Genomic DNA, 25,801 nt, shown 5'->3' with positions numbered 1-25,801 from the left:
TGAGTCCGGGGCGGCCGGCACCTGCCGGCCGGCCGCCCCGGGCCACGGTCAGTCCACGTCCATCGGGCTGCCCGGCCGGTTCGGCGAGACCTGCGGCGGGTCGAAGTCACCGCGCTCCAGCTTCGCCCAGTCCTCCGGCGTCGGGTCCTTGTACATCCACTGGAACGCCTCGTCGCCCGGCCACTTCCCGGTGCGCGCCGCGTCCCGTGCCGCGTGCATCTCGGCCGCGTCCCACTGGTCGACCGGCCTGGTGGTCACGTGCGAGCTGCCGTCGACCTTGCTGCCGCCGGGCGGGGTGGGGATGGGATTGCCGTCGTCGTCGAACGGCCTCGGGTTGTACCGCATGCCCTTGCCGCCCTGGTGCATGTCATCGACCATTTTGTGGTACGAGTCGTCGGCGACCTGCATCCGCTTCTTCTCGTCGAGCGCCGACCGGCCCGGGAGGTTCGACTCGCTGTCGATCGCGTCCCGCCGGTCCTGCTCGGCCTTCGCCGCGTCCGCCTTGCCCTTGTCGTAGAGCGGGTGGTCCGGGTTGTGCGTGTGGTTGGGATCGTCCCCGTGGTAGATCTTGTCGGAGAAGCTGTGCGGGTCCGCGTGCTGCTTCAGCGTTTCCGGGGTCTGGAAGCCCTGCTGGTGCGCGTAGCCGAGCTGGTTGAGCTGGACCGCGGTGCTCGGGTCGTTGGACTCGAGGGCCTTGCGCTGGGCGTACCGGTAGGAGCCGAGGCGGTCGTTGTAGCCGAGGCTGTCTTCGGGCTTGGTGCCGGGCTTGTCTTCCTTGGTGTTGGGCGCGTCCCGCACGTCTCCCTTGGTGAACCCGGATTCGTGGTTGCCGCCGCCCTTGCCCGTGCCCGGGTGGTACCGGTGGTTGGCCCAGTCCTCGTAGTAGGCCGACGAGTTGTTCTCCAGGGGCTTGTTGTCCTTGTCCGTGCGCGCCCCCTTCGCGCCGCCGTTGTCGTTCGTGATGTCGAAGCCGCCGACGTGCTCGGACTGGTGGGTGCTGTCGCCGTCGATCTTGTAGTCGAATTTGTTGTCGAGGCGCTTGCGCTCGGCGTTGCGGTCGCCATAGGTGCTTTCCGGGTATTTGCGTTGTTTCCCCGGCTTCGGGGTGGACTGCCCTCGGCTGTAGGGGTGGAAACGGTTCGACCCGGCTCCCCCGTCCGCATTCGCGGCAGCGGCCTTGGCCGCGCAGGGCGTCGTCCGCTGCGGGCCCAGGCCGAGCGGGTCGATCATGGCGGTCGGATTGTCGACGTAGGCCATGGAGTCCGGTGCCGGGATCAGGCCCAGCGGGTCGTGGGAGAGGTAACGCCCGGTCTCGGGGTCGTAGTAGCGGTGCCGGTTGTAGTGCAGCCCGGTCTCGGCGTCGTGGTACTGGCCCGGGAACCGCAGCGGGGTGCCCGCCGTTCCCCCGGCCGAGACGACCGGGCCCCACAGCGCGGTGTGCAGGTGCCCGGCCACCGCGCCGGTCTCGTCGACCAGTTCCGCGGGGGCGCCGACCAGGTCGGCGACGATCGCGTGGAACCGCTCCGGCCCGGTGGCGCCGAGGACGCGCTCGGTCTGGGTGAGCGGAAGCTCGACGCCGGGCGCGTACTCCCACACCGTGGCGACCGGCGGCCGTCCCGGTCCACTGTGGACCTGCTCGGCGGGCCGCTGCCCGTCCCAGGCGAACTCGACCTGTTCGGCGACGCCGCCTGCCTGGTCGAGGCGCTGCTTGGCGACGCGCCGGCCGAACGGGTCGTAACGGTAGCGCCACACGGCGCCTTCCGGCGTGCGGACGCCGACCAGCCGGTTCTCCGCGCTCCACTCGTAGGTCCAGCGTTTCCCGCCGCGCTCCCGGGCGATGACGCGTCCGTCGCCGTCGTGCGCGTAGGTGGTGGCGCCGGCGGAGGTGAGCAGCGTGCCGGTGTAGGCGCGGGAGCCGCCCGCCTCCGACGCGCCGGACCAGCCGGCCCCGGTGACGGCGCCGGTCAGGTCGTAGTCGTAGTTCTCCTGCCAGCGCGGGCCGCGCACGGCGCGGACCCGCCCGTCGGGGTCGACGTCGAGGCTGCGCGGCCCGGAGATCAGGTCGTCGACCTCGGCGAGGTAACCGTCGGGCAGGTACCCGTATTCGCGCCGCTGCACGATGTCCGCGCCGCGGAGCACCGTCTGCCCCGACAGCTGCCCGGTGGGCGTCCAGTCCTGGCGCAGTTCCGCCACCGGCCCGGTGTCGCCCACCAGCCTGCGCACCGTCTCCCGGCCCGCCGCGTCGTAGCCGAACCGCAGCGTGCGGCCGGCGGTGGCCAGTGCGGTCGGGCGGTCGACGGTGTCGTAGCCGAACACCGACTCCGCGCCCGAGGGCGTCCGGCGGCTCACGCGGCGGCCGAGGGAGTCGTAACGGGAGTGCACGACCCGGCCGTTGATCGACTCGGACAGCACCCGGCCGCGCGCGTCGTAGGCGAACCGGACGTCAGCGTCCACAGTGGACGCCGACAGCAGGCGGCCGGCCGCGTCGTAGGTGTACTCGACGACCTCGTCGGCGCTGCTGCGCCGCACGACCCGGCCCACGCTGTCACGCTCGATGGTGATGGTCTGCCCGGCGCCGTTGGTCCGGCGCACGAGCCGCCCCGCCGCGTCGTAGCCGTAGCGCAGGACGCGCCCGTTGTAGTCGGTCTCCCCCACCATCCGGCCCGCGGCGTCGAACTCGTACCGCCACACCAGGCCCCGTTCGTTGGTCACCGAGGTGAGCCGCAGCTGGGTGTCGTAGCCGTACTTCAGCAGGCCGCCGCCGGCGCGCCGCTCGCTGACGGGCAGGTCGAACTGGGCGTACTCGATGCGGCTGACGCCACCGCGCGCGTCCGTCAGCTCCTCGGAGTTGCCCCGCGCCGTCGAGGCGAACCGCTGGATCGCGCCGTCGGCGTCACGCGCCTGCACGAGGTTGCCGGCGGCGTCGCTGACCATGGTGGTGGTGTGGCCCAGCGGATCGGTCTCGCTGGTGGTGTTGCCGAGCGCGTCGTAGCCGTAGCGCCACACGGCGCCGTCCGGCGCGGTGATGACCACCGGCAGGCCGGCGGCGTTCGACTGGATCCGGGTCACGTAACCGAGGGCGTCGGTCGCCGAGTCCATGGTGCCGGTGTGCGGGTCGTAGGTGTAGGAGGTCGCGGCGCCGGCCGGGTCGACGGTGCGGGCGAGGCTGCCGCGCCGGTCGTATTCGTAACGCCACAGGCCGCCGTCCGGTCCGGTGATCGTGCTGGGCCGGCGCCCCTCGTTGTACTCGATCACGATGCGGCTGCCGTCGGGACGCGTCACCGCGATGAGGTTGCCGATCCCGTCGTAGTCCCAGCGGGTGACGTTGCCGAGCTCGTCGGTCTCGGCGAGCACCCGGCCGAAGCGGTCGCGCTCGGCGCTGGTGGTGTGGCCGAGCGGGTCGGTCTGCCCGATCACCCGCAGCTGTTCGTCGAGGTGGTAACGGGTGACCGCGCCGAGCGAGTCGGTGACCGTGGTGACCCGGTTTTCGGTGTCGTAGGCCAATTCGGTGTCGAGGTAGCCGCCGGTGCCCTGGGCGCGCACGCAGCGGCCCCGGCCGTCGTAGCCGTAGCGGTACCAGCGGCCGTTGACGTCGTCCCAGCGCACCAGCCGGCCGTCGGCGTCGTAGGTGAACTTCTGCGGGGTGCCGACCGCGTCGGTGACCTCGACCAGGCGGCGCGCGGAGTCGTAGCGGTACTCGGCCAGCGGGACCGGGGAGCCCGGGGCGCGCAGGGCCGTGACGAGGCCGTCGGCGATGTCGATCTCGACGCGGTAGCCGCCGGAATGCTCGACCGCCACCGGCACGCCCTCGCGGTACCGCAGCACGATCCGGTTCCCCGCACCGTCCACGAGCGCGCGCAGCGGCAGGACGGCCTGGCCGCGGCGGCCCGCGAAGTAGCGCATGCGGTCCGACCGCGGGTCGCCGACGATGAAGCCGTGCCGGACCCGGCGCAGCGCCAGGTACGGGCCGCTCTCGGGGAGCACTGCCTCCATCCCCCTCGGCACCGGGTAGCGCAGCAGCGTGCCGTCGGCCAGCGCCAGGTGCAGCCCGTCCGGCTCCACCTCGATCCGCTCGTCCAGCGTCGAGGTCCAGGTGGGGCCGAAGAGCCGGCCCACCCGGTAGGACGAGCGGTGCGTGCGTCCGACGACGAGCGGCAGCGCGCCGGGCAGCGACACATCCTCCTGCTGCAGCAGGACGGCGCCGGTCGCGACGTCGATCGGGTCACCGCAGTCCGTGACCTCGTCGGCCGGCGTCTTGTGCTCCGCGGGGTTGGGGTCGTCCTTGATCTTCGACCCGTCGCCGGGCGGGTCCTTCGGCGCCGACGACGTCGTCGTCCCGTCGCCGTGGGGTTGCTCGGAAGGGGCCTTGTCGCCGGGCGGAGGGCTCTTGGGCGTGTCGCCGGGCGGGTCCGAATGACCCGCGCCACCGTTGTCGCCGCCCTTCGGCGACGAGTGATCGCCCGACGTCGTGGTCGGGTCCCCGCCCTTCGGCGACGAATGGTCGCCGGACGTCGTCGTGGAGTCCCCGCCCTTCGGCGTGCCGCCGCCGTCCCCGCCCTTGGGCGTCGGCGCCTTCGGCGTGCTGTCGATCTTCGACGTCTTCGGCGGCGCGGAGACCTTCCCGCCCTTGAGGCTTTTCAGCCCCTTCGCCGCGTCCTCGAACAGCGTGCCGGCCTTCTTCAGCAGCGGGATCAAAGCCTTCAGCGCCTTGACCAACCGGGTCGTCACGTCCGCGATCTTCGACGCCGTTTTCGCTACCGCCGCGACCACCTGCGGCACCACCCAGGTCAGCCCGATGCCGAGCGTGAACACCACCTGCAGCGCCCAGCTGATCATGTGCCCGATCAGCTCCGCGATGATGTCGCGCACCAGGCTGCGGACCGCGCCCACCACCTCGCCCGCGGTCTTCACCCCGCTGGAAGCGCCTTCACAGCCCTTCTGCGCGGAACCCAGCAGCGCCACCGAATCCTGCGAACGCTGCCGGTACGCGTCCGCCGCCGGACCGGTCCACGACTCCAGGTCCGCCTTGACCATGTCGCCGAGGTCGCCGCCGACGCTCTCCAGCTCCTTCGCGACGTTGGCCCAGGTCTGGGACTGCGCCGCGATCTCGTCCGCGTTGCCGGTCAGCCCGTTCAGCGCCTCCTTGAGCGGCCCCACGTGCTCCATCAGCCACGCCACCCCCGCGGCCAGGATCGCGCCGAACGGGTCCATCGCCATCGACAGCGCGTCCAGCGCCGTGCCGACCGCCCCCATCGCCACCGACGCCCAGTCCCCGGATTCGATCGCCGACTTCAGGTCGGCCGCCGACTCCAGCAGCGAGATCCCGGAGTACGCCTTGGTCGAATCCTGCGTCGGCGCCACCAGTGGATTGCTCATGCTAAATATTACAACGGAAGCCGTTGACCACCCGCGACAACCGCTGCCGGCCGGGCCCTATTCTCAACGAGCGCTGATGCCGTCCACGATGACGGCCACCACCGTCTGCGCGCGCGGGTCCCACTCCGATTCGGGGATACGCGACAACGCGCCCAAGAGCAGAATGACGTCGGTGGCGTCGATGTCTTCGCGCACTTCGCCCGCGTCCTTTCCCCGATCGAGCAGCTTCCCGAGCGCTTCGTCGAGCCGGTGGTGGTGGCCGGAGTAGAGGTCCTGCCACGCCGACGCCTCGATCGCCGCCATGACCCCGCGTTTGACCCGCGCGTACTCGACCGTCCGCTGCAGCCAGCCGGTCAGCGCCCGCAGCGGCGGATGCTCGGCCAGCAGCGGTTCCACGGCGTCGACCAGCTGGGTCAGCTCGTCCCGGTACACCTCCGCCAGCAGGTGCTCGCGGGTCGGGAAGTGCCGGTAGAGGGTGCCCTGCCCCACCCCCGCCGCCTTGGCGACCCGGTGCAGCTTCAGGTCGGCGGCGGCCCCGTTGGACTCGCTCAGCTCGGCCCGCGCGGCCTCGACGATGCGGTCCCGGTTGGCGACCGCGTCCGACCTGCGCTCACGGCTCGTCACGACGCCGCCTCCCCTCCCGCGTAGCCATGTGGACAAGTGTCCGGTACGGTGGAGTGACAACCGGACACTTGTCAGTTTAGAACAGGAGACGTAACGATGAGCACGCTGGACAGCAAAGTCGTCGCCATCACCGGAGCCAGCAGCGGGATCGGCGCGGCCACCGCCCTGGACCTGGCGAGCCGCGGCGCGGCCGTCGTGCTGGGCGCCCGGCGCACCGACCGGCTCGACTCGCTCGTGGCGCGGATCCGGGCCGGAGGCGGCCGCGCGGAGAGGCTGGAAGTCGACGTCACCCGGCGCGCCGACCTCAAGCAGCTGGTGGCGCTGGCCGTGGACCGGTTCGGCCGCCTCGACGTCCTGGTGGGCAACGCCGGGCTCGCCCGGATCGCCCCCGTCGCCGCGCTCGACGTCGACGACTGGGACACGATGATCGACGTGAACCTGCGCGGCGTCCTGCACGGCATCGCCGCGGCACTGCCCGTGTTCCGCGAACAGGGCCACGGGCACTTCGTCACCACGGTGTCGACCGCGGGCCTCAAGATCGTCCCGACCCAGGCCGTCTACGCGGGTACCAAGAACGCCGTGCGCACCCTGATGGAGGCCCTGCGCCAGGAGTCCACCGACGGCGTTCTCCGCACGACCTCCATCTCGCCCGGGTACGTCCACACCGAACTCGTCGACTACCTCGACGACCCCGAGCAGCGGGCGCAGGCCCAGAAAGCCATGGCAGCACTCGGAATCAGCCCCGACGCCGTGGCGCGCGCCATCGCGTTCGCCATCGAACAGCCCGAGGACGTCGAAATCGGCGACATCACCCTCCGGCCGGCCCGGCAGGGCTGAGCCGGGCCGACGGGACCGCTGTCACCAGGTGACGGGAAGTTCGTTGACGCCCTGGATCGTCGTCCCCGGCCGCAACGTCAGCTCCTCCACCGGAACGGCGAGGCGCAGGGTGGGGATCCGGTCGAACAGCGCGGTGATGATCACTTCGAGCTCCAGGCGGGCCAGGTTCTGGCCGAGACACTGGTGCACGCCGTACCCGAACGCGATGTGGTGGCGGGCCGAGCGGCGCACGTCGAACTTGTCCGGGTCCTCGAAGACCGAGCCGTCGCGGTTGGCGATCGAGTTGGGCACGATGACCCCCTCGCCGGCCCGGATGACCTCTCCCCCGATCTCGATGTCGGCCGTCGCGATGCGGCTGCCCGCGAGGTCGGCGATGGCGAGGTAACGCAGCAGCTCTTCGACCGCGCCCGGGACGAGGCCGGGGTCGGCGCGCAGGGCCGCCAGCTGGTCCGGGTGCTCCAGCAGGGTGATCACGCCCAGCGAGGTCATCGACGCCGTCGTCTCGTGCCCGGCGACGAGCAGCAGGATCGCGGACGCGACCAGCTCCTCGCGGTCGATCTCCCCGTTCGCCAGCTGCCCGGCCACCAGGCTGCCGAGCAGGCCCGGCCCCGGCTCGGCCTGCAGCCGGGTGATCAGCCCGTCCAGGTAGCCGCTGAGGTCCTCGCGGGCGGCGATGAGCCCCTCGGCGTCGGTCGACTGCACGAGCCGGCGGCTGGCATCCTGGAAGAATTCGTGGTCGGCGTAGGGCACGCCGAGCATCTGGCAGATCACCATGGAGGGCACCGCCAGCGCGAACTGGCTGACCAGGTCGGCGGCCGGGCCGGCCGCGAGCAGGTCGTCGATGAAGCCGTGGACGATCCGCTCGATGTCCCCGCGCATCCCCTTGATGTGCTTGACGGTGAAGTCGCCGATCACCATCCGCCGCCTCGGCCCGTGCTCCGGCGGGTCCATGCTGATGAACGCCTTCGGCCCCCCGCGGAACCCCTTGAACCGCGGTGAAGCCGCCGGGAAGTCCTGGTGGCTGCGGTCCGACGACAGACGGGGGTCGCCCAGCAGTTTGCGCGCGACCCCGTGCTTGGTCACCACCCACGCCTCGCGGCCGTCGAAGAGCTTCATCTTGCGCAGCGAGCCTTCCTCGTCGCGCAGCCGGAAATACCCCTCGGGCAGCTGGTACGGGCAGGTGCGGTCGTCCGGAAAAACCGGGGCGTCCTCGGTCCGCGGTGTCACGACAGTCTCGGTCATCGATCCCCTCGAGTCTCCAGCCAGCGAAGCGCTGGGCGATTAAAGAACTACTAGTACTCTAACTCGGAGCTAAGGTATCCTTCCAGGGAACGCGTCGAACTCTCAGTAAACTCTCAGGAGTCACCCTGTCACAGAACGTCGCACAGACTCTCGACTCTCCCGTCGACCACCGCAAAGGACCACGGCGGCGTGGCGAGGAGCTGGAGCACGCCATTTTCACGGCGGCGCTCGAAGAACTCGCCGAAACGGGCTACGGCGCGCTGACCATGGACCGGGTCGCCGCCCGGGCCCGCACCAGCAAGGCCGCGCTCTACCGCCGGTGGTCCGGCCGGGCCGAGCTGGTCATGGACGCGTGCCGCCGGCAAGGCGTCGCCGAGGTGGAAGTGCCCGACACCGGCGAGCTGCGGGCGGACGTGCTCGCGCTGCTGCGGCAGCTCTCGGCGAAGATGGCCAGCCCGCTCGGCGGCATCCTGCGCGGCCTGCTCGCCGAGATGACCCGCGACGAGGAGTTCGCCCGGCTGGTCCGGGAACAGATCCAGGCCACCGGCCCCACCGCGATCGGCGTCATCCTGGCCAGGGCCGTCGAACGCGGCGAGACCGAGCCCGGGATCCTCGGCTCCCGGCGCGCCCTGGTCGCCACCGACCTGCTGCGCAACCAGTTCCTGCTGTTCGGCGTGCCCGTCGACGACAAAGTCATCATCGAGATCGTCGACGAGGTGTACCTGCCACTGGTCCGGATCGGCGGCTAGGCCGGGCCCCGAAAGCGTGGCCGCTCGTGAGTGTTGATGACGGTTCTAACCGTCCTCAACACTCACGAGTCCTTACCCGACCACGTCGACCACGGCGAGCCCGGCCGCGGAGAAGTACCGGGCGGCGGGAATCTGCCGGGCGCTTCCGCCGAACTCCTCCTTCTTCGTGCGCTGCTTGCCGGCGAGGAGCCCGCCGACCACCGCGAGGTAAGGCCGGACCTTGCGGTACGCGCCGATCTTGCGGTGCTTGCCGGTGAGGAATCCGCTGGCCAGCGCGAGGTACGGCACGGAGGCGATGTCCGCGTCGGCGAGGACGGGAGCGATCTCGCGCTCGTACGGCTGCCGCATCACGAGGTTGTAGTGCGGCTGGACGACGGCCGGCGGCTCGAACCCTTCGCGGCGGGAGATGTCCAGCCACTCGGTGATCCGGGCGCCGGTGTAGTTCGACAGGGCCACCGCGCGGATCTTGCCGGCTTTGTGCAGCGAGTTGAACGCGGCCACGGTTTCGGCGAGCGGCGTCTTGGGGTCGTCGATGTGGGCGTAGTACACGTCGACGTAGTCGGTTCCCAGCCGCGTCAGCGAGGCGTCCAGGGCCGCCGCGACGTTGGCCGCCGCCAGTCCCTTGAACTTCGGGTGGGTGCTCACCTTGGTGCCGATCACCACGGCGTCGCGGTTCTTGCGGCCGGCCACGAGCCGATGATCGTCTCCGAATCGCCGCCGGGATTGCCCGGCACGAACGCCGAGTAGCCGTCTGCGGTGTCGATGAAGTTGCCCCCGCCCGCGACGAAGGCGTCCAGCACCTGGTGCGAAGTCGCCTCGTCACTGGTCCAGCCGAACGTGTTCCCGCCGAGCACAAGGGGAAACACGTCGATGCCGGTGCGGCCGAGCTGGATCATCGAGTGTCCTTTCACCGGTACCGGGAGAATCCGGCACCGCCATTGGCGGCCATGGATATCACAAGCCAAGGCGGGCAACGCATCGACGGCGCTATTCGCCGGCGCGGTCCTGGGTGTCCAGCACGACCAGGACCCCGCCGACTCGCAGCCGGGCCTGCTCGAAGTGACTGCTGGGCACCGGTTCGACCGGAAAATCCGGGTCCCGCACCGTCAGCAGCGCCGTCGCGACCGCGTCGACCGAGGGGGCGCCGAGCCAGCTCAGCCACACCTGCCCGTCCGCGCGAACCCGCGGCCGCGCCGCCACGCCGTCCAGCAGCCCGCCGCTGCCCTGCAGCCGGACCGCGAGCCAGCCGATCACGGGCCGGCCGGGCCCGGCCGGGTCGCGTGTGTCCATACCGGTCACCCTAGCGGCGACAGCGCGTCCGGAGCTGCGACCAGGCACGAAGGGACAGCGCCGAGCGTGCGCGGGCGGGCTCCCTTGGTCATCGGGCACTTGAAATATTCCGGGCCCCGGTGCATGCTACTCGCCAGTAGGTGACGATGACGTCTCCCGGGAGGCCCCGATGTCGTAGCGACAGCACCTCCACGGCCGCGCCCCCTCGACGCCGGGGTGCTCCCACGGCACTCGCCACCCCACCGTTTTGCACCCGGCTCGGAGATCGCTTTCCCGCGCCGTTTTCGCCTGCCGAAATCGAGAGGGCTCCACGACATGAAGGTCAAACCGCGCAGCGCCATCGCTGCCGTGATCACGCTGCTCCTGGCCTCGCTGGCCGGGAATCCGGCAGCGAGCGCGGCGACGGCCGGAAGCGATTCGTTCTACACCTATTCCGGCAGCGCCCCGCTGTCCTCGTACGCGCCGGGCGCGGTGCTGAAGACGCGCACCATTCCGTACCACGTCCTCGGGCTCCCGCTGCCGCTGCAGGTCGTGCAGCTGCTCTACCGCTCCACCGGCTCACTCGGGCAGCCGACCGCCAATGTCACCTCGGTCGTGAAGCCGCCCGTCACCCCAGCCACGCCCAAAGCCGTGAGCTACCAGTCGTTCTACGACTCGCTGAACCCGGAAGACGGGCCGTCGCGCGCCATCGCCGGTGACGTCCGGATCCCCGGGCTGATCGCCAACTTCGAGAGCGTCTTCCTGGTGCCGTGGCTGTCCCAGGGCTACACCGTCCTGTTCCCCGACACCGAAGGCCAGGCGGCGGACTTCGCCGCCGGTCCCGAGTACGGGATGAACACCCTGGACTCGATCCGGGCCGCGAGCGCCTCGCCGGCCACGGGGCTCACCAGCGACACGAAGGTCGGCGCGATCGGCTACTCCGGCGGCGCGATCGCCACCGGCTGGGCCGCCCAGCTCGCCCCGGCCTACGCCCCCGACGTCAACCGCAACCTGGTCGGCGCGGCCGAGGGCGGGGTGCTGGCCAACCCGCGCAAGAACCTCGACTACGTCAGCGGGAGCCCGGTCTGGGCCGGGGTCATCGCGATGGCCCTGATCGGCGCCGGCCGCGCCTTCGACATCGACCTCACGCCGTACCTCAACAGCCAGGGATTGGCGCTGTACAACAAGCTCCAGCACTCCTCGATCATCGACGCGCTGCCCCAGGCCTCCGGGCTGACCTGGCAGAAACTCGTCAAGCCCGAGTACGCCTCCAGCCCGGACACCATCCCGGTCTTCGTCGACACGGTCAAGAAGATCACCATGCTCGGCGCCGCCTCCCCCACCGTGCCGATGCTCATCGGCCAGGGCGCCAACGGCATCCTCGAAGGCACCCTCGGCAACAAGCCCGGCATCGGCGCGGGCGACGGGGTCATGGTCGCCGCCGACGTGCGGGCGCTCGCCCGGCAGTTCTGCGCCAGCGGGACCGCGGTGCAGTACAACCAGTACGACCTGCTGTCGCACGTGGGCACCGCCGTCGCCTGGTTCCCGCTGGCCCTGAGCTGGCTGGACGGCCGGTTCTCCGGGAAGACCGCGCCGGGCAACTGCGCCCAGATCCCGCGCTGACCGATCGCCACGCGCCGAAGCGCCCCTCGCCCGAACCCGGGTGAGGGGCGCTTCGGCGTCGCGGTCCGGCAACCGTGAAAGCGCTTCCGCTGACCCTGAAGGCCACCATGAGGGCACTGAGGTCCCTCATGGTGGCCTTCAGGGCAACCGCTTCCGCTGACAGGGAAGGCCGATTGACAGCCGCCCGTGGCCGGTGCTGTAATCCGGCGCAAAAGTTAGGAGCGTTTCCTAACCTGGGTCGCCGCCCCACATCCCCGCCCGAAACCCGAGCCGATTGGGAGGAAGCAGTGACCCACTTCAAACGATGGCGCGCCGCCTATACCGGCGCGACGGCACTGGCCGTCGCGATGGCGCTGATCGCGCCGCCGTCGGTGGCCGAGCCGCTCGCCGACACGACGCTGTCCCACGGAAAACCCGCCACCGCCTCGTCCACCGAGAGTTCCGCCGGCACGATTCCCGGCGAGGTCACGCAGATCACCACCGACTCCGACATCCCGTGGGGACTGGCGTTCCTGCCCGACGGTTCGGCGCTGGTCTCCGAGCGGGACACCTTCCGGCTGGTCCGGGTCACCCCGGCGGGCGAGCAGACCGTGGTCGGCACGGTCCCCGGCGTCGACACGACCGGCGGCGAGGGCGGCCTGCTCGGCTTGGCGGTGTCGAAGGACTTCGCCACCGACCACTGGCTGTATGTGTTCCACACCAGCCCTTCGGACAACCGGATCGTGCGATTCCAGTACGTCGACGACCGGATCAGCGGCGAGCAGGTCCTGCTCTCCGGGATCGCCCGCAACCGCTACCACAACGGCGGCCGGCTGGCGTTCGGCCCCGACGGCAAGCTCTACGCCACCACCGGCGACGCGCAGAACGGCGACAACGCGCAGAACGTCAACTCCCTCAACGGAAAGATCCTCCGGCTCAACCCGGACGGCAGTGTTCCCGGTGACAATCCCCAGCCCGGCAAGTACTTCTGGAGCTACGGGCACCGCAACGTCCAGGGACTGGCGTGGGACTCGCAGGGCCGGCTGTGGGAATCCGAGCTGGGCGACTCGAAGCAGGACGAGGTCAACCTGATCGTCAAGGGCGGCAACTACGGCTGGCCCACCTGCGAGGGCACCTCCGGCAGCTGCGACAACCCCGATTTCATCGCGCCCAAGCGGACGTTCTCGCCGACCGGCAAGCACTCCCCCAGCGGCCTGGCCATCGTCGGCGACGTGCTGTTCATGTCCGAGCTGACCGGCCTGGAGGTCCAGCGCATGCCCATCTCGGGCGACTCGCTGCCCACCCAGAAGGCGTACTTCACCGGCACTTACGGCCGCTTGCGCACGATCGTCGCGGCGCCGGACGGCAGCCTCTGGCTGACCACCACCAACGGCGACAAGAGCGGCAGCCCCGGCAAGCTGGACAACAAGATCCTCCGGATCGCGCTGACCGGGGACAGCGGAGCACGCGGGCACAGCTAAAACGAAGCGGCGGATGACGGTTGCCCCATCCCGGACGGGGTGGGGCAACCGTCATCCGGCCGCAGCGGTCAGCCCAGCGGCACGACGTGCAGGAGCCGGGAGGCGTGGGGAGCCAGCGGTGCGCTGAACTCGCCGCGCTCGACCCCGAGATTGCGGTGGCTCCACAGATCCCGGACCACGGCCGGGCCGCGGAACCCCAGGTCACCGAAGTCCGCGGTGACCGTCGCGGTGGCCGCGCCGAGGTTGAACAGCGCGACGGTGTAACCGCCGTGACCGTCCTTGCTCACCCAGACCTGCTGCGGGGTCGCCTGCGACAGCGGGCGCGCGGGCCGCCCCGCCTGGTCCACCGCCAGGACCTCCCGGTTGGTCAGCAGCGCGAGGTCCGCCGGGTCGAGCTTGGTCAGGTCGGTGCCCAGCAGCAGGGGCGCGGCCTCGGCCGCCCACAGCGTGACCACGGTCTGCCGCTCGTCCGGGGTCAGGCCGTCGGCGTCGCCGTTGCCGACCTCCACCGAGTCGAGGTCGTTCCAGTGCCCGGGCCCGGCGAAGGGAATCCACTTCGGCACGTCGGTGAAGCGCTGTTTCACCCGCACGTCCCAGTTGGTGAGGCCGACGCAGTGGCTGTAGCACTCGATGTCGCCCTCGATGCGCCAGCCGTTGCTGTAGTGCTGCCAGGTGGCCGCGTCGGGGAAGCTCAGTGAATTGGACAGCTCCAGGTGGATCGGGCGGCCGGTCGCGCGCAGCGCCGCCTGCCAGTGCTGGATGTCCGCGCGGTTGTCGGCCGGGACGCGGCCGCCGCCGGGGCCGACGAAGTCCATCTTCACGTAGTCGACGCCCCACGACGCGAGCAGCTCGGCCTGCGACCGCACGTAGGCGTCCGCGCCGGGTTTGCCGAAGTCGATGCGGGCGGAGCCGTCGTCCGCGGTGTTGCCCGGTGTGCCCGGCAGGATGATGTCGCTGACGTGGTAAGGAGTTCCCTTGATCGGCGAGTCGGCGGCGACGGCCGCCGCCGGGATGCCCGGCACGAGGTAGATGCCGAACTTGAGGCCGAGGCCGTGCACGTACCGGGTCACCGCCGCGATGCCGTGCGGGAACTTGGTGGCGTCCTCCGCGTTGCGGCCGTATTCGTCGACGTGGTCCGTCCAGCCCGCGTCGATGTTGATGTAGCGGTAGCCGTACCGGGCCAGGGAATCGTGCATCACCTTCGCCTGCGCCTCGATCACCGGCTCGCTGATGTTCCGGCGCAACGAACTCCAGCTGCTCCAGCCCATCGGCGGCGTGGCGGCGACCGCGGGCCGGCCATGGCCCTGCGGCACTGCGGTCTCTGTGGCCACTGCTGCCGGTGCCGCTGCCTCGGCCTCGGCCGCCGTCGCCGGAGCCGCGGCGGTCAGCGCCGCCAGCGCCGTGAGCGCGGCTCCCAGGTGTCTCGCCCTACGTGCTCTGGCCATACCGGACCACCTCTCGCGGACCCGGGCGGCCCCACTGCCGCACCGGTGGAAAACCGTCGCATTTGTACCCCCGCGGCTCATCGGCAGTCAACGAGTCATCGGATGACTAAGCCATGGAAACAACGGGACTTCGCAGACCGCGCCGCTACTTAACCGATGCGACCACCGTCTTCCCGGTTGTCGGGACGAGCAATACTCCGCCGTCCAGCCAGGCGGATAAGTAAAGAACCTTGCCTTGGACTCGACACAGCGCGTCAGAGATCCTATGTTTGGCGTGCCCGGCTCGCGGAGCCGACCGGCGATCACTGGGGATCACGGAGGGTCGGTATGACCACAACACCAAGACGGACCGGACGCCGGCGGGCCTTCGCGCTCGTGGGCGCGATATGCCTGGCGACGGGGCTGCTGGGGGCCGGCAGCGCGATCGCGGACCAGTGGGGCGGATCCCGCCAGGACGTCTACGTGACGCCGTACGGCTCCGACCACGCGCCGGGCACGCAGTTCCGCCCGGTCCGCACCGTCGAACGGGCCCAGGAGCTGGTCCGCCAGCGCGCTCCCCGGCTCACGGCCGACCTCACGGTGCACCTGGCCCCCGGTGTGTTCCGGCTCGAAAAGCCCCTTGTGCTCGACTCGCGTGACTCGGGCGCGAACGGGCACCGGATCATCTGGCAGGGTTCGGGCCAGACCGTGCTCAGCGGCGGCCGCCAGGTCGCGGGGTGGCGCCCGGTCCCGGGCCGGGCCGGCCTCTACTCGGCACCCGAGCCGGCCGGCATGGACAACACCCGGCAGCTCTACGTCAACGGCGTGCGGGAGCAGCGAGCCCAGGGCCCGCTGCCGGTCTCGCTCAAGGCCACCGCGACGGGGTACACGGCGTCCGCCGACACGCTCGCCCACTGGCGGAACCCGAGTGACATCGAGATGGTGTACACCGCCGGTGAGGCGCTGTGGAACGTGGAGCGGGCCGGGCTGGGCCAGTGGACCGAGCCGCGCTGCCCGATCGGCTCAGTCTCCGGGACCACCGTGACGATGGCGCAGCCGTGCTGGGACAACTCCACCCGGCGGGTCGTCTTCCCGGACATCCCCGGGCGCACGGTCAACATGGTCGGCCCGGGCGACCTCACCAACGGCCGTCAGCCGTCCTATGTGGACAACGCGTACGAGCTCCTCGACACCCCGGGCGAGTGGTACCTCGACCGCGCCGCCCGCACGATCTACTACCTGCCGCGCGCGCATGAGGACCTTCGCCACGCCGACGTCGAGGTGCCCGCGCTGGAGAAGCTCGTCGACGGCCGGGGCACCGCCGCCGCGCCGGTCCACGACGTGGCCTTCCGCGGTCTCCAGTTCTCCTACGCCACCTGGCTCACGCCGTCGTCGCCGGAGGGGTTCTCCGAGATCCAGGCCGGCTACACGATCACCGGCCCGACCGGCTACGCCACCCAGGGCCTGTGCCAGTTCGTGGCCGGCGGCACCTGCCCGTACGCCGACTGGACGAAGGAGCCGGGCAACGTGTCCGTCTCCCATGCCCAGCGGGTCGAGTTCAGCGACGACGTGTTCACCCACCTCGGGGCCGCCGGTCTCGAACTCGGTGACGGCGCGAAGGACACCACCGTGGCGGGCAGCGTGTTCACCGACATCTCCGGCAACGGCGTCGAGGTCGGCGGGGTCGACCAGCCGCAGGCGGGCGGGGGCGACGTGACCAGCGGCGTGCGGGTCGTCGACAACCACCTCTACGGGCTGCCGCGCGAGTTCCACGGCGGCGTGCCGATCGTGAACGGCTACAGCCAGCACGACACGATCGCCCACAACCAGATCGACCACGTGGCCTACTCTGGGATCTCGGTCGGCTGGGGCGGCTGGCCGGACAAGATCGGGAAGCCGGCGACGCCGAACGTCTCCCACGACAACGTGGTCTCGGACAACCTGATCCACGACTACATGCTCTCGCTGGACGACGGCGGCGGCATCTACACCCAGGGCATCACCGGCACTTCGCTCGCCGACGGCGAGAAGGTCACCGGCAACGTGATCCACGACCAGTGGGGCCTGGGCAAATCCGTGTACACCGACAACGGGAACACCTACGAAACGGTGTCCGGCAACGTGCTGTACAACGCCGCCTACGCCAACGTCGGCAGCACGCACAAGGACTACCGCGACGGTCTCGGCAACAACGACCCCACGCTGATCCAGGGCAACTACTGGGAGCAGGGCGATCGCGACGGCGACAACAAGGGTGTGGTGACCACCGGCAACCACCTGCTGAGCAGCCCGTCCGCGGCCCCCGCGGCCGTCGTCGCGAACGCCGGCGTCGAACCGGCCTACCGGTGGGTGCTGTACCGCCCGGTCGACGGCCGTTCGGCCCCCGACGCGCCGTCGCGGGTGGGCACCTTCGCCGTGGCCGGAAAGCTTTACGCCACTTGGAATCCCACAGTCGCGGAGAACGGCTCCCCGCTGACGGAGTACGTGATCACCGCGACCGGCGGCGCGCACCCGGTCACGACCACGATCCCCGCCGCGCAGTTCCAGCGGACCGGTTACGCGGAGGTGCCCGGGCTCGCCGATGGCACGGCGTACACCGTCACGGTGGCCGCTCGCAGCGCACTGGGCACCGGCCTCCCGTCGCTGCCTTCCGCGGCCGTGACCGCGGGTTCGCCGGGCACCCGCACCGCCGACGCACCGACTGGCGCGAAGGCACTCCCGGGCGCCGATGCCGTGAGCCTGCACTGGACCCCGCCCGCCGTCACCGGCGACACCCCGGTGCTCGGCTACCGGATCACGGTCTCCGACGGCCGCACGATCCCCGTGACCGGGCGCGACGCGCTGGTCAGCCAGCCGACCGCGAAGGGCATGACCCGCGTGGTCGCCGGGCTCAAACCCGGCACCCGCTACACGTTCACCATCGCGGCGGTGACCGGTGTCGGCACCGGGGCGCCGGTGTCGGTCACCGTGGTGGCCTAAGTCCGTCAAGGCCTCCTTACCCGCGTCCAACGCGGGTAAGGAGGCCTTGACGGCGTTGGTCCTCGCGGGAAAGCAACTGGCCGGAGATCCCGTCGCCCAGCGAGGGGCCTGGCCACGCCAACGTCCTGGGTTCGAGGGCGGACCGGGCGCGGTCCAGGTGCGCGGCCGCGAGTTTCACGGTAGCGGGACGGCCGCCGCGCGGTCCTCGGCCGGCCCGTCCAGGCTGACCAGCACATCGTGACAGTCCGCGGATACCGGTGCCGCAGCTCGGCGATCTCGCCGAACCGCGAGTGCGTCAGCGGTTCACCGCCCCACAGGAAGAGCTTCGACCGTGACGTCTCGGTGGCCCGTAACAGATCTTCGACGATTCCGGTGTCGAGTTCGGCCCGTTGCTTGGCTGCGCTGTGGCTGCACCGCGCATTGCAGCGAACAGCCCGGATGACAAACCGAAGCTAAGCCACGACCGCCTCCGCAAAAGCCTGACGCGAACGTCAGCCCCGATCCGCTGCGCCCCTAGTACTTTCGGCCGATGCCCGCACGGCGAGAACCCTCCGAAAGACGTGAGCCATCCCGGGGTAATCGTCCCGGCGCCGGTTCCGGACCCGATCACCGCCCTAATGTGGCGGTGCTTCGTGATCTTGAACCGGAATGAAGAGGGGAACCACCTTGCACAACCGGACCAGATTCCTCGGCAGAACGCTCGCCGCGGCGGGCACCGTGGCGGCGCTCGGGCTCGCGCTGGCCGTGCCGGCGTCCGCCGACACGCCGTCGACTGTCGAGCAGGACATCGCGCAGCTGAACCAGGACGTCAACGACCTGTACACCGGGCTGCCCGCGAGCGCGCTGAAGAACGTCGACCCGCTCATCGAGTCGCCGATCCCGCAGGTCGGCCGCCAGAGCCGCGCCGCGCAGGGGCCGATCCCGGGCTGCACCGAGGGCGCGCTGCTGACGTACGCGAACAATCTCGCGTCGAAGCTCACCCCGCTCGAGAACGAGGCCATGGGCGTGCTTTCCGGGCTCAGCTCGCTGTACACCCAGGGCGTCGCGAGCGACAAGACGCCGCAGGTCTTCGGCACCGACGGCCAGTACACCCCCCGCGCCACCTCGACGATCAACAAGCTGCGCGGCTTCTGGGACATCGAGAGCTGGAACGTGCAGCTGGTCGCCTGGAAGGGCACCGACCTGGGCAGCCAGGCGAAGATGGAGCAGACCTTCAGCCTCGGCCTCGCGCCGGCGCGGGTGAAGGCCGCCGCCGCGCTCGCCACCAAGGTGCTCTACGAAGTCCCGGCGCTGCAGGGCGGCCGCAACCCACTGCTTACCCTCAACGCGTTCTCAGCCCCGGCCGAAAGCCTCGGCGGCAAGCGGGTGGCGCTCGGTGACGGCCTGCTCGACGTCGTCAACACCCTCGGCTTCGACGACGTCTCGGTCGAGGCCGTGGTCGGCCACGAGTACGGCCACCAGGTCGACTTCGCGCACGACAACTACCCGAACAACGAGTCGTCCGAGATGGGCCCTGACGCTTACGGCGGTTACTTCGTCGCGCACGCCAAGGGCGACGCCTGGGACGCCCGCGCCCAGCAGGAGGCCACCTACCTCGACGCCTCCATCGGTGACTGCTTCCACAGCCACGGCACCCCCGACCAGCGCAAGGCCGCCGGCGCGTGGGGCGAGAAGCAGGCGACGAGCCAGGGCAACCCGAACCGGATCGTCCCGTCCGTCACGATGATCGCGAACTTCCAGAAGGAGTACCCGAAGCTGATGCCGCCGGCCGACGGCCAGGCCGCAGTGGCTGCGGTGGCCGCGGCTCGCGGCTGAGCCCCGTTTCCCATCGGGTGGGCCGTCTCCGCGTCGGCGGCGGCCCACCCGCCTGGTTTGTCCACAGTAGACAGACTGCTTGACAAAGGGATCGGCCGCTGCGGATCATAGATCCCACAGGCAGGCTGACAACGATGTCATCGGGAGCGACGTGACCCAGTTGAACCGCAGGCGTTTCCTGTCCAGCGGGATCGCCATCGCCGGCGGCGGCGCTCTCGGCGTCCTCGGGCTGTCCGGCACCGCCGGCGCGGAACCGGGCAGCGCCCCAGGCACCGCGGGTACCCCGGCCCTCAGCACCGGCGGCCGCGAGATCACCAGCGGCTGGACCTTCACCGCCGCCGACGGGACCACGTCGCCCGGGAGCCGGCTATCCAGCGCGCAGGGCATCGCCGGCCTGAAACCCGCCGTCGTGCCGGGCACGCCGCTCACGAGCATGATCGCCAACGGCGAGTACCCCGATCCGCTGTACGGCCACATCGTCACCGACACCGTCCCGGACACCCTGAAGGACACCGGCTACTGGTACCGGGTCGCGTTCGCCGTGCCGCGGCTGATCCCGGGCCAGCGGTTCTGGCTGGAGTTCGGCGGCATCAACTACCTGGCGACCATCTGGCTCAACGGCACCGAAGTGGGCACCATCGAGGGCGCGTTCAAGCGCGGCGTCTTCGATATCACCGACATCGTCGCGAAGGCGGGCGGCCAGGCGTATCTCGCGGTGCTGATCGGCAAGCTGGACTACGCCGAAGGCCCGCTGAAACCGAGCTACACCAGCGGTGTGACGCGCGGCGGGCGTAACGGCGGCCCGACCGGGATCACCCTGGAGAACGGGCCGACGTTCTTCTGCACGGCCGGCTGGGACTGGCTGCCCACCATCCCCGACCGGGACCTGGGCATCTGGCAGCCGGTCACCTGGTCCACCACCGGCCCGGTCCGGCTGTCCGACGTGCGCGTCGATCCGACGCTCTCCGCGGATCTGCGCACGGCCGACGTCACCGTCGGCCTCACCCTCGACAGCGCGTTCAGCTCGTCCAGATCCGTGGTGGTCAAAGGCTCCCTCGACGGCCGCGAGTTCCGGCGGACCGTGACCGTGGCCGCCGGGTCCTCCACGGTCACGCTAACGCCGAAAGACATCCCCGGCCTACGGCTGGACCGCCCGAAGCTGTGGTGGCCCAACGGGTACGGCGACCCGTACCGCTACCGGCTCACGATCGGCGTCGAGTCCGGCGGGCAGGTGTGCGACGAGCGGACGGTGGACTTCGGCGTCCGGCGGATCGAGTACACCCAGCCGTTCCCGTCCCCGTCCGGCGCGACGGTCGACGTCCTGGCGATCACCGTCAACAACCAGCCGATCCTGGTGATGGGCGGCAACTGGGGCCTGGACGAGGCGCTCAAGCGCATCCCGCGGGAACGGCTCTTCGAGCAGGTGCGGATGCACCGCGACGCCAACCTCAACCTGATCCGGAACTGGAACGGCCAGAGCAGCACCGAGGACTTCTTCGAGGCCTGCGACCAGAACGGCATCCTCGTCTGGCAGGACTTCTTCTCCTCGACCGAGGGCCCCGGCCCGGCGAACACCGCCCGCGACCTGGACAACATCCGCGACTGCATCGTGCGGTTCCGCAACCACCCGTCGATCCTGCTCTGGTGCGGCGGCAACGAGGGCCCGCCGCCGCAGCCGATCATCGACGGCCTGGACGCGCTGGTCGCCGAGCTGGACCCGCAGCGGGCCGTGCTGACCAGTTCGGCCGGCGACACCGGCGAGAACCCCATCGGCGGGTACACCTCGGGCGGGCCGTACCACTGGGTCACCCCCGCCACCCACTTCACGACCAACGACGGCACGCACTGGCCGCCGTTCCACAACGAGGTCGGCTCGTACTCGATCCCGACGCTGGAGTTCATCCGGAAGATGCTCCCCGAGCCGTCGTGGGAGCACCCGGACGACTTCTGGGCCGACCGGGACGTCAACGGCAACGGGGGCAACGGAGGCGGCGCGGGCTACCTCGCGCTCACTGCGCAGCGATACGGCGAAGTGCGGAACCTCGCGGACTTCGCCCGCAAGTCCCAGCTGATGAACTACGAGTGCGTCAAGTCGATCTTCGAGTCGCACGCCGCGAGCATGACCGGCGCCGCGCCGGGCAAGCCCTACCCGCGCACCGGCGTCATCATGTGGATGACCAATCCCGCGCAGCCCAGCTTCGTCTGGCAGATGTACAGCCACGACCTCGAAGCGCATTCGGCGTTCTATGCGGTTCAGCACGCGTGCCGACGGGTCAACGTGATCCTCGATAGCAAAACGTTCGACGTGGTGGTGGCCAACCACACCCGGGCGGTGGTGCCGGGCACTGTCGCCGTCACGCTCTACGGCCTCGACGGGACGGCGTTCGCCAGCACTTCCTTGCGTGTCAACGGAGCCACGGCGTCCGGCCACACCGTGGTCGGCAACGTCGCCGCGCAGCTGAAGACCGCGCCGGGCGACGTCGCCTTCGTCCGGCTCTCGCTCACGGACCCGCACGGGGCGGAGCTGGTCCGCAACTTCTCCTGGGTCGAGAACCTGGCCCGGGCCAAGGGATTCGCGAGCCTGGACGACCTGGCTCCGGCCGCCGTCGCCGTCACGGCCACCGCGCAGCACGGGCGGGACGGCCTCGAACTGGCGGTGGAGGTCGAGAACATCGGCCAGGCCATGGCGCTGATGCTGCACCTGCAGGTGTACAACACCCGCACCGGCGAACGCGTCCTGCCGGCGACGTTCAGCGACAACTACCTGAACCTGGCCCACCGCGAGTCGGGCACCGCCCGGGTCGGGCTGAGCGGCTCACCGCGGGCCGGCGACATCGGGGTGCGGGTCGACGGCTGGAAGATCGACCAGCGCGCGTCCCGGCTGCGGGGACGCGGCGTGGCCGTCACCTTCAACCAGCCGGCCTTGTCCACCCAGCCGCCGACGAAGACGTTCAACACCTAGCCGCCGAGCCCCGCGCTAGGCGTACTGATCGCCGTCCGCGCGGAGCTTCCGGCGCAGTACCTTGCTGTTTCCGTTGCGGGGCAACGCGTCCAGCCAGGCCACGTCCTGCGGGACCTTATACCAGGACAAGCTGGCCTGGGCCAGCTCGATCAGTTCGGCCCCCAGCGCTTCGCGGTCGCCGGCTCCCGGGACGGCGACCGCGTAGGCGCGCAGGCTGGTTTCCCCGGTCGGGCGCCGCACGGCGCTGACCGCCGCTTCGAGCACGCGCGGGTGGCTTTCGAGCAGCCGCTCGACCTCGGCCGGGACCACGTTCTGCCCGCCGATCACCTCGACGTCGTCGAGCCGGCCGTAGACGTGCACGACCTGGTTCTCGTCGATCGAGGCCAGGTCTCCGGTCGGCCACCAGGTGTCGGTCAGCTGGTCCGGTCCGAGACTGCCCTTGGCCACCCCGCGCGTGGCGAATGGAACACGGATCTGCAGCTCGCCGCGCTCGCCCGTGGGCAGCGGCTGTCCCCCGGCGTCGAGGATCCGCACCGGCCGCCCGTCCCAGGCCGGCCCGACCGCCGACGGCGTGTCGTACGCCGCGGGCCGGCCGACGGCGATCCCGCCGATTTCGGTGGCGCCGTAGCCGTTGACCAGCCGGTCCCCGAGGATCGGCACGAGTTGTTCGCGCAGCCGCGCGGAAAGCACCTCTCCGGCGCACGACACCTGCGTCAACGCTCCGAGTACTTCGGCGTGGCCGGGCTCGAGCAGCAGCCGGGCCAGGAAGCTGGGCTGGGCGAACAACGTCGTGACCCGGTGGCGGCGCATGAGCTCCAGCGCGGCCGCCGGCGTCGCCCGCGGCCGCGAGAGCACGGAGGTCCGCCCGCCTTCGAGCGCACCGAACAGGGACACCATCAAACCGCCCAGAAAGTACATCCGGGACACCGAAAGCCCGACGACCCCGGGGCCGTCGGCGTTGAGCTTGCTCCTTCCGCCGGCCAGATCGCGGTGGCGGAAGAAGCGCAGCTTCGGCGCGCCCGTGGTGCCGGAGGTGAACATGGCCAGCGCCGGCGCGTCCCCGCCCGCGTCGAACCGGGAATCCGGTGCGGCCACGGCCAGTTTGTCCGCATTGGTGGTCGGCACCGATCCGGCGTCGTCGAGCCAGCCCGCGGTCTCCGGGTCGACCACGGCCAGCGCCGGCTCCGCGGTCGCCACGTCCCGGACCAGGTCCGGCTCGCTCATCTGGACGTTCACCGGGATCGCGGCCAGCCCGGCCTGCCAGGCCCCGAGCAGGCACCAGACCAGTTCGACGCTGTCGGGCAGCGCGAGCAGGACCCGGTCCCCCGGCCGCAGCCCCGCGGCCTGGTACCCGGCCGAAACCCGGGCCGCGCCGGCGAAGACCTCGGAGAACGTCCAAGCCCGATCGTCGGCCAGGAAGGCGACGTGCTCGTTCCACCCCTGTTCACGGGCGTGCTCGGCCAGCCGCTGCGTCAGATTTTCAGGCATACCCGCAAAAATCCCTTCCCGATCCACGATGATCATGCACCCCCGACGATTCCAGACCGGCCGCCTGCCAGCCCTCGGCGACCACCGGGACTGCCCGAAAGTCCTAGGTTCTTTCACGGTCGCCCCGATGCCTGACCGAGATCGTCTCGTCGCAGCCAGGCGTTCGAGGTTCGGAATCTGTTGTCCCGCAGTCAAATCAGGCCTGGTGCGCGATCGGCTCCGTCACCGGGATCGCCAGCAGTCGCCCACGCAGCTCCTTGGCCGCGTTCTCGCCCTCCGCGGGGCCGAAGCGGTCGGCACCCCAGATCAGCGCCGGGGCAGCACCTTCGCCCCGGGACCTGGCGGCCCAGGAGCCGATGAGCACCCGGACGTTCACCCGCCGCTTCCGCGAGGAGATCGGCGCCTCACCGGGCCAGTGGCTCACCCGGCAACGCGGGGAACGGGCCTTCTCGCGACCACGCAACTAAGCGCTCGCCCGGCGAAGGCGTTCAACCGCTTGCGCCCGGAGCGCATCACCGCACACCGGGGCGTCGCCGTGCAGTGCCTCCCATCGCGCGTTGTGCGCCGCCGGCCACAAGCTGGCCGCCCACGCGATTTCCTGTTCCACGGCCGTGAACCGGCGACCCCGAATGTCCTGATAGGACTCCAGGAACACCTCCGAGCTTTCGACCGGCGCCAGTGTGGGCGGCCCGGCGCTCGCGAACGTCCCACTCGCCGCGCCCGCCAGCGCTGCCTCCGGCTGCCACGCCAGGCTGTCCCAGTCGTGCACCGCCCACACCTCCCGGCCGTGCCACCGGAGGTTCTGGGCCTCGAAGTCCGCGTGGCCCAGCACACACGGCAGACTCGTGGCCAACATCCGCTCGCGAGCCCGGGCGGCCGTGTCCACGACGTACGCGGGTACCGCAGCCTGGTCCCGACTATCGAGGAAACCGATGGCCGGCCACACCCCGGGATCCGGGTGGTCCCAACGCATCCAGCGCGGATTCGGCAACGGCGGCGCGATGGCCGCGCCGGACAGCCCGGCCATCAGCCTGGCGAACACCTCCGCGTAACGCACCGCCACGTCCGGCGAGTCCCCGCGCAGCACCTCGCCACCGCGCCGGAACTCCTCGGCGTGCACGGCCAGCGAACCGACAGCGACCACCGGCGTCAACGGCCGGGCACACGGAAACCCCCGCTCGGCCAACCAGGTCTGGGCCGCCACGCACGACCCGGCCCGGCCGTCATCGGCGCGCGCCTTGACCACAACGTCCCCGCCCCCGGCCAACCGGAGGCCGAACACCGTCGACATCCGGTGCAGCCGGAACAGCACACCGCCGGGCGCGCTGCCCAAATGATCCCGGCACCAAGCGGGCAACCAGTCCGGCAGATCGTCCAGCGACACAACGCGGACTGTGCCAGGCAACACCCGAAACGGCCGACCCTCGGTGCTGGGCTGTTCGAGTGAAATCCGGCATTCGGCGCCGAATGAGCCGTACCGGGTGCTTTTCTGGCTCCGTCATTCCCACCGCCCCTGGCTTTCGGTGCTCCTCCGCCTCAAGACCCACTGGTCGATCTGAGCCGCGGCACCCCCACCTGACAACGAATCGCGGCCGCGAAGGCGAAAGCCGAGCGCTACCAAGCCATGCAGGCCGCCACCCCCGGATGGCATGATTTCGGTCACCGTGGATTCCGCCGGGAATGTCACGGACTTGCGCATTACCGACGGGGTACGCGAATCGACCGGGGCGAAAGTGGCCGCGGCGGTGCTGAGCACCCTGCGTCGCGCCCAGGCCCGCCTGCCGGAACGGCTCGGCGACGTGATGGCCGAAACGATCGGCGACGACCAGCAGACGATGGGCACCATCGTCGGCCGCTACCGCGAGAAGTTCCCCGAACCGGAGCCGGAACCCGAGCAGCCGCCCGAACCACAGCACGTGCGCGACCTCGGCGGAATCGCCGACACACCACCGC

Annotated in this window: 14 protein-coding genes and 2 pseudogenes; 8 read left to right on the top strand and 8 right to left on the bottom strand. The window is 70.7% G+C overall.

The features are described 5' to 3' along the window. Positions 1-48 precede the first annotated feature (48 nt). The gene (locus OG943_RS08000; RefSeq protein ID WP_328609053.1) at positions 49-5,376 is read right to left on the bottom strand and encodes an RHS repeat-associated core domain-containing protein; all 5,328 of its coding nucleotides are present in this window, start codon (positions 5,374-5,376) and stop codon (positions 49-51) included. 63 nt (positions 5,377-5,439) lie between these two features. Then, entirely contained in the window at positions 5,440-6,000 is a 561-nt protein-coding gene (locus OG943_RS07995) for a TetR/AcrR family transcriptional regulator (protein WP_328609052.1), read from the bottom strand. A gap of 96 nt (positions 6,001-6,096) precedes the next feature. Between OG943_RS07995 and OG943_RS07990 the strand changes: the two genes are divergently transcribed. Continuing rightward, entirely contained in the window at positions 6,097-6,837 is a 741-nt protein-coding gene (locus OG943_RS07990; protein ID WP_328609051.1) for an SDR family oxidoreductase, read from the top strand. A gap of 21 nt (positions 6,838-6,858) precedes the next feature. On the opposite strand, the gene OG943_RS07985 is transcribed toward OG943_RS07990, so the two are convergent. Then, positions 6,859-8,079, bottom strand: a complete 1,221-nt coding sequence (locus OG943_RS07985) for a cytochrome P450 (protein WP_328609050.1) — start codon at positions 8,077-8,079, stop codon at positions 6,859-6,861. 125 nt (positions 8,080-8,204) lie between these two features. On the opposite strand from OG943_RS07985, the gene OG943_RS07980 reads away from it, so the two are divergent. Further along, entirely contained in the window at positions 8,205-8,828 is a 624-nt protein-coding gene (locus OG943_RS07980; RefSeq protein WP_328612028.1) for a TetR/AcrR family transcriptional regulator, read from the top strand. A gap of 72 nt (positions 8,829-8,900) precedes the next feature. Here the strand turns inward: OG943_RS07980 and OG943_RS07975 are convergent. Next, positions 8,901-9,724, bottom strand: a pseudogene (locus tag OG943_RS07975) (aldo/keto reductase). Between the two features lie 91 nt (positions 9,725-9,815). Then, the gene (locus tag OG943_RS07965) at positions 9,816-10,118 is read right to left on the bottom strand and encodes a hypothetical protein (protein WP_328609047.1); all 303 of its coding nucleotides are present in this window, start codon (positions 10,116-10,118) and stop codon (positions 9,816-9,818) included. Between the two features lie 315 nt (positions 10,119-10,433). On the opposite strand from OG943_RS07965, the gene OG943_RS07960 reads away from it, so the two are divergent. After that, positions 10,434-11,720, top strand: a complete 1,287-nt coding sequence (locus OG943_RS07960) for a lipase family protein (protein WP_328609046.1) — start codon at positions 10,434-10,436, stop codon at positions 11,718-11,720. Positions 11,721-12,007: 287 nt separating this feature from the next. Next, positions 12,008-13,180, top strand: a complete 1,173-nt coding sequence (locus tag OG943_RS07955) for a PQQ-dependent sugar dehydrogenase (protein ID WP_328609045.1) — start codon at positions 12,008-12,010, stop codon at positions 13,178-13,180. 68 nt (positions 13,181-13,248) lie between these two features. On the opposite strand, the gene OG943_RS07950 is transcribed toward OG943_RS07955, so the two are convergent. Further along, complete coding sequence (locus tag OG943_RS07950; protein WP_328609044.1) at positions 13,249-14,625, bottom strand: glycoside hydrolase family 27 protein; 1,377 nt, start codon at positions 14,623-14,625, stop codon at positions 13,249-13,251. A 375-nt stretch (positions 14,626-15,000) separates the two neighbouring features. On the opposite strand from OG943_RS07950, the gene OG943_RS07945 reads away from it, so the two are divergent. The 3 genes from OG943_RS07945 (at position 15,001) to OG943_RS07935 (ending at position 22,360) form a co-directional block, all read left to right on the top strand. After that, a complete protein-coding gene (locus OG943_RS07945) occupies positions 15,001-17,583 on the top strand; it encodes a fibronectin type III domain-containing protein (RefSeq protein WP_328609043.1) in 2,583 nt (860 codons plus the stop codon). Between the two features lie 648 nt (positions 17,584-18,231). After that, positions 18,232-19,398: a hypothetical protein gene (locus OG943_RS07940; RefSeq protein WP_328609042.1), complete on the top strand. Its 1,167-nt coding sequence runs from the start codon at positions 18,232-18,234 to the stop codon at positions 19,396-19,398. 151 nt (positions 19,399-19,549) lie between these two features. Next, on the top strand, positions 19,550-22,360 hold the full coding sequence (locus tag OG943_RS07935; protein WP_328609041.1) for a glycoside hydrolase family 2 protein: 2,811 nt from the start codon (positions 19,550-19,552) through the stop codon (positions 22,358-22,360). 15 nt (positions 22,361-22,375) lie between these two features. Here the strand turns inward: OG943_RS07935 and OG943_RS07930 are convergent, their stop codons facing one another. Further along, complete coding sequence (locus OG943_RS07930; RefSeq protein ID WP_328609040.1) at positions 22,376-23,848, bottom strand: class I adenylate-forming enzyme family protein; 1,473 nt, start codon at positions 23,846-23,848, stop codon at positions 22,376-22,378. 332 nt (positions 23,849-24,180) lie between these two features. Between OG943_RS07930 and OG943_RS07925 the strand changes: the two are divergent. Beyond that, positions 24,181-24,294: pseudogene (locus tag OG943_RS07925) on the top strand (AraC family transcriptional regulator); the annotation flags it as partial. Between the two features lie 17 nt (positions 24,295-24,311). On the opposite strand, the gene OG943_RS07920 reads toward OG943_RS07925, so the two are convergent. Then, positions 24,312-25,232, bottom strand: a complete 921-nt coding sequence (locus tag OG943_RS07920; RefSeq protein ID WP_328609039.1) for a hypothetical protein — start codon at positions 25,230-25,232, stop codon at positions 24,312-24,314. Between the last annotated feature and the right edge of the window lie 569 nt (positions 25,233-25,801).

Origin of the sequence: Amycolatopsis sp. NBC_00345 (assembly GCF_036116635.1) — a bacterium.
Lineage (GTDB): Bacteria > Actinomycetota > Actinomycetes > Mycobacteriales > Pseudonocardiaceae > Amycolatopsis.
Note: the sequence above shows the minus strand (reverse complement) of the source record. Positions and strands in the feature narration are given on the sequence as shown.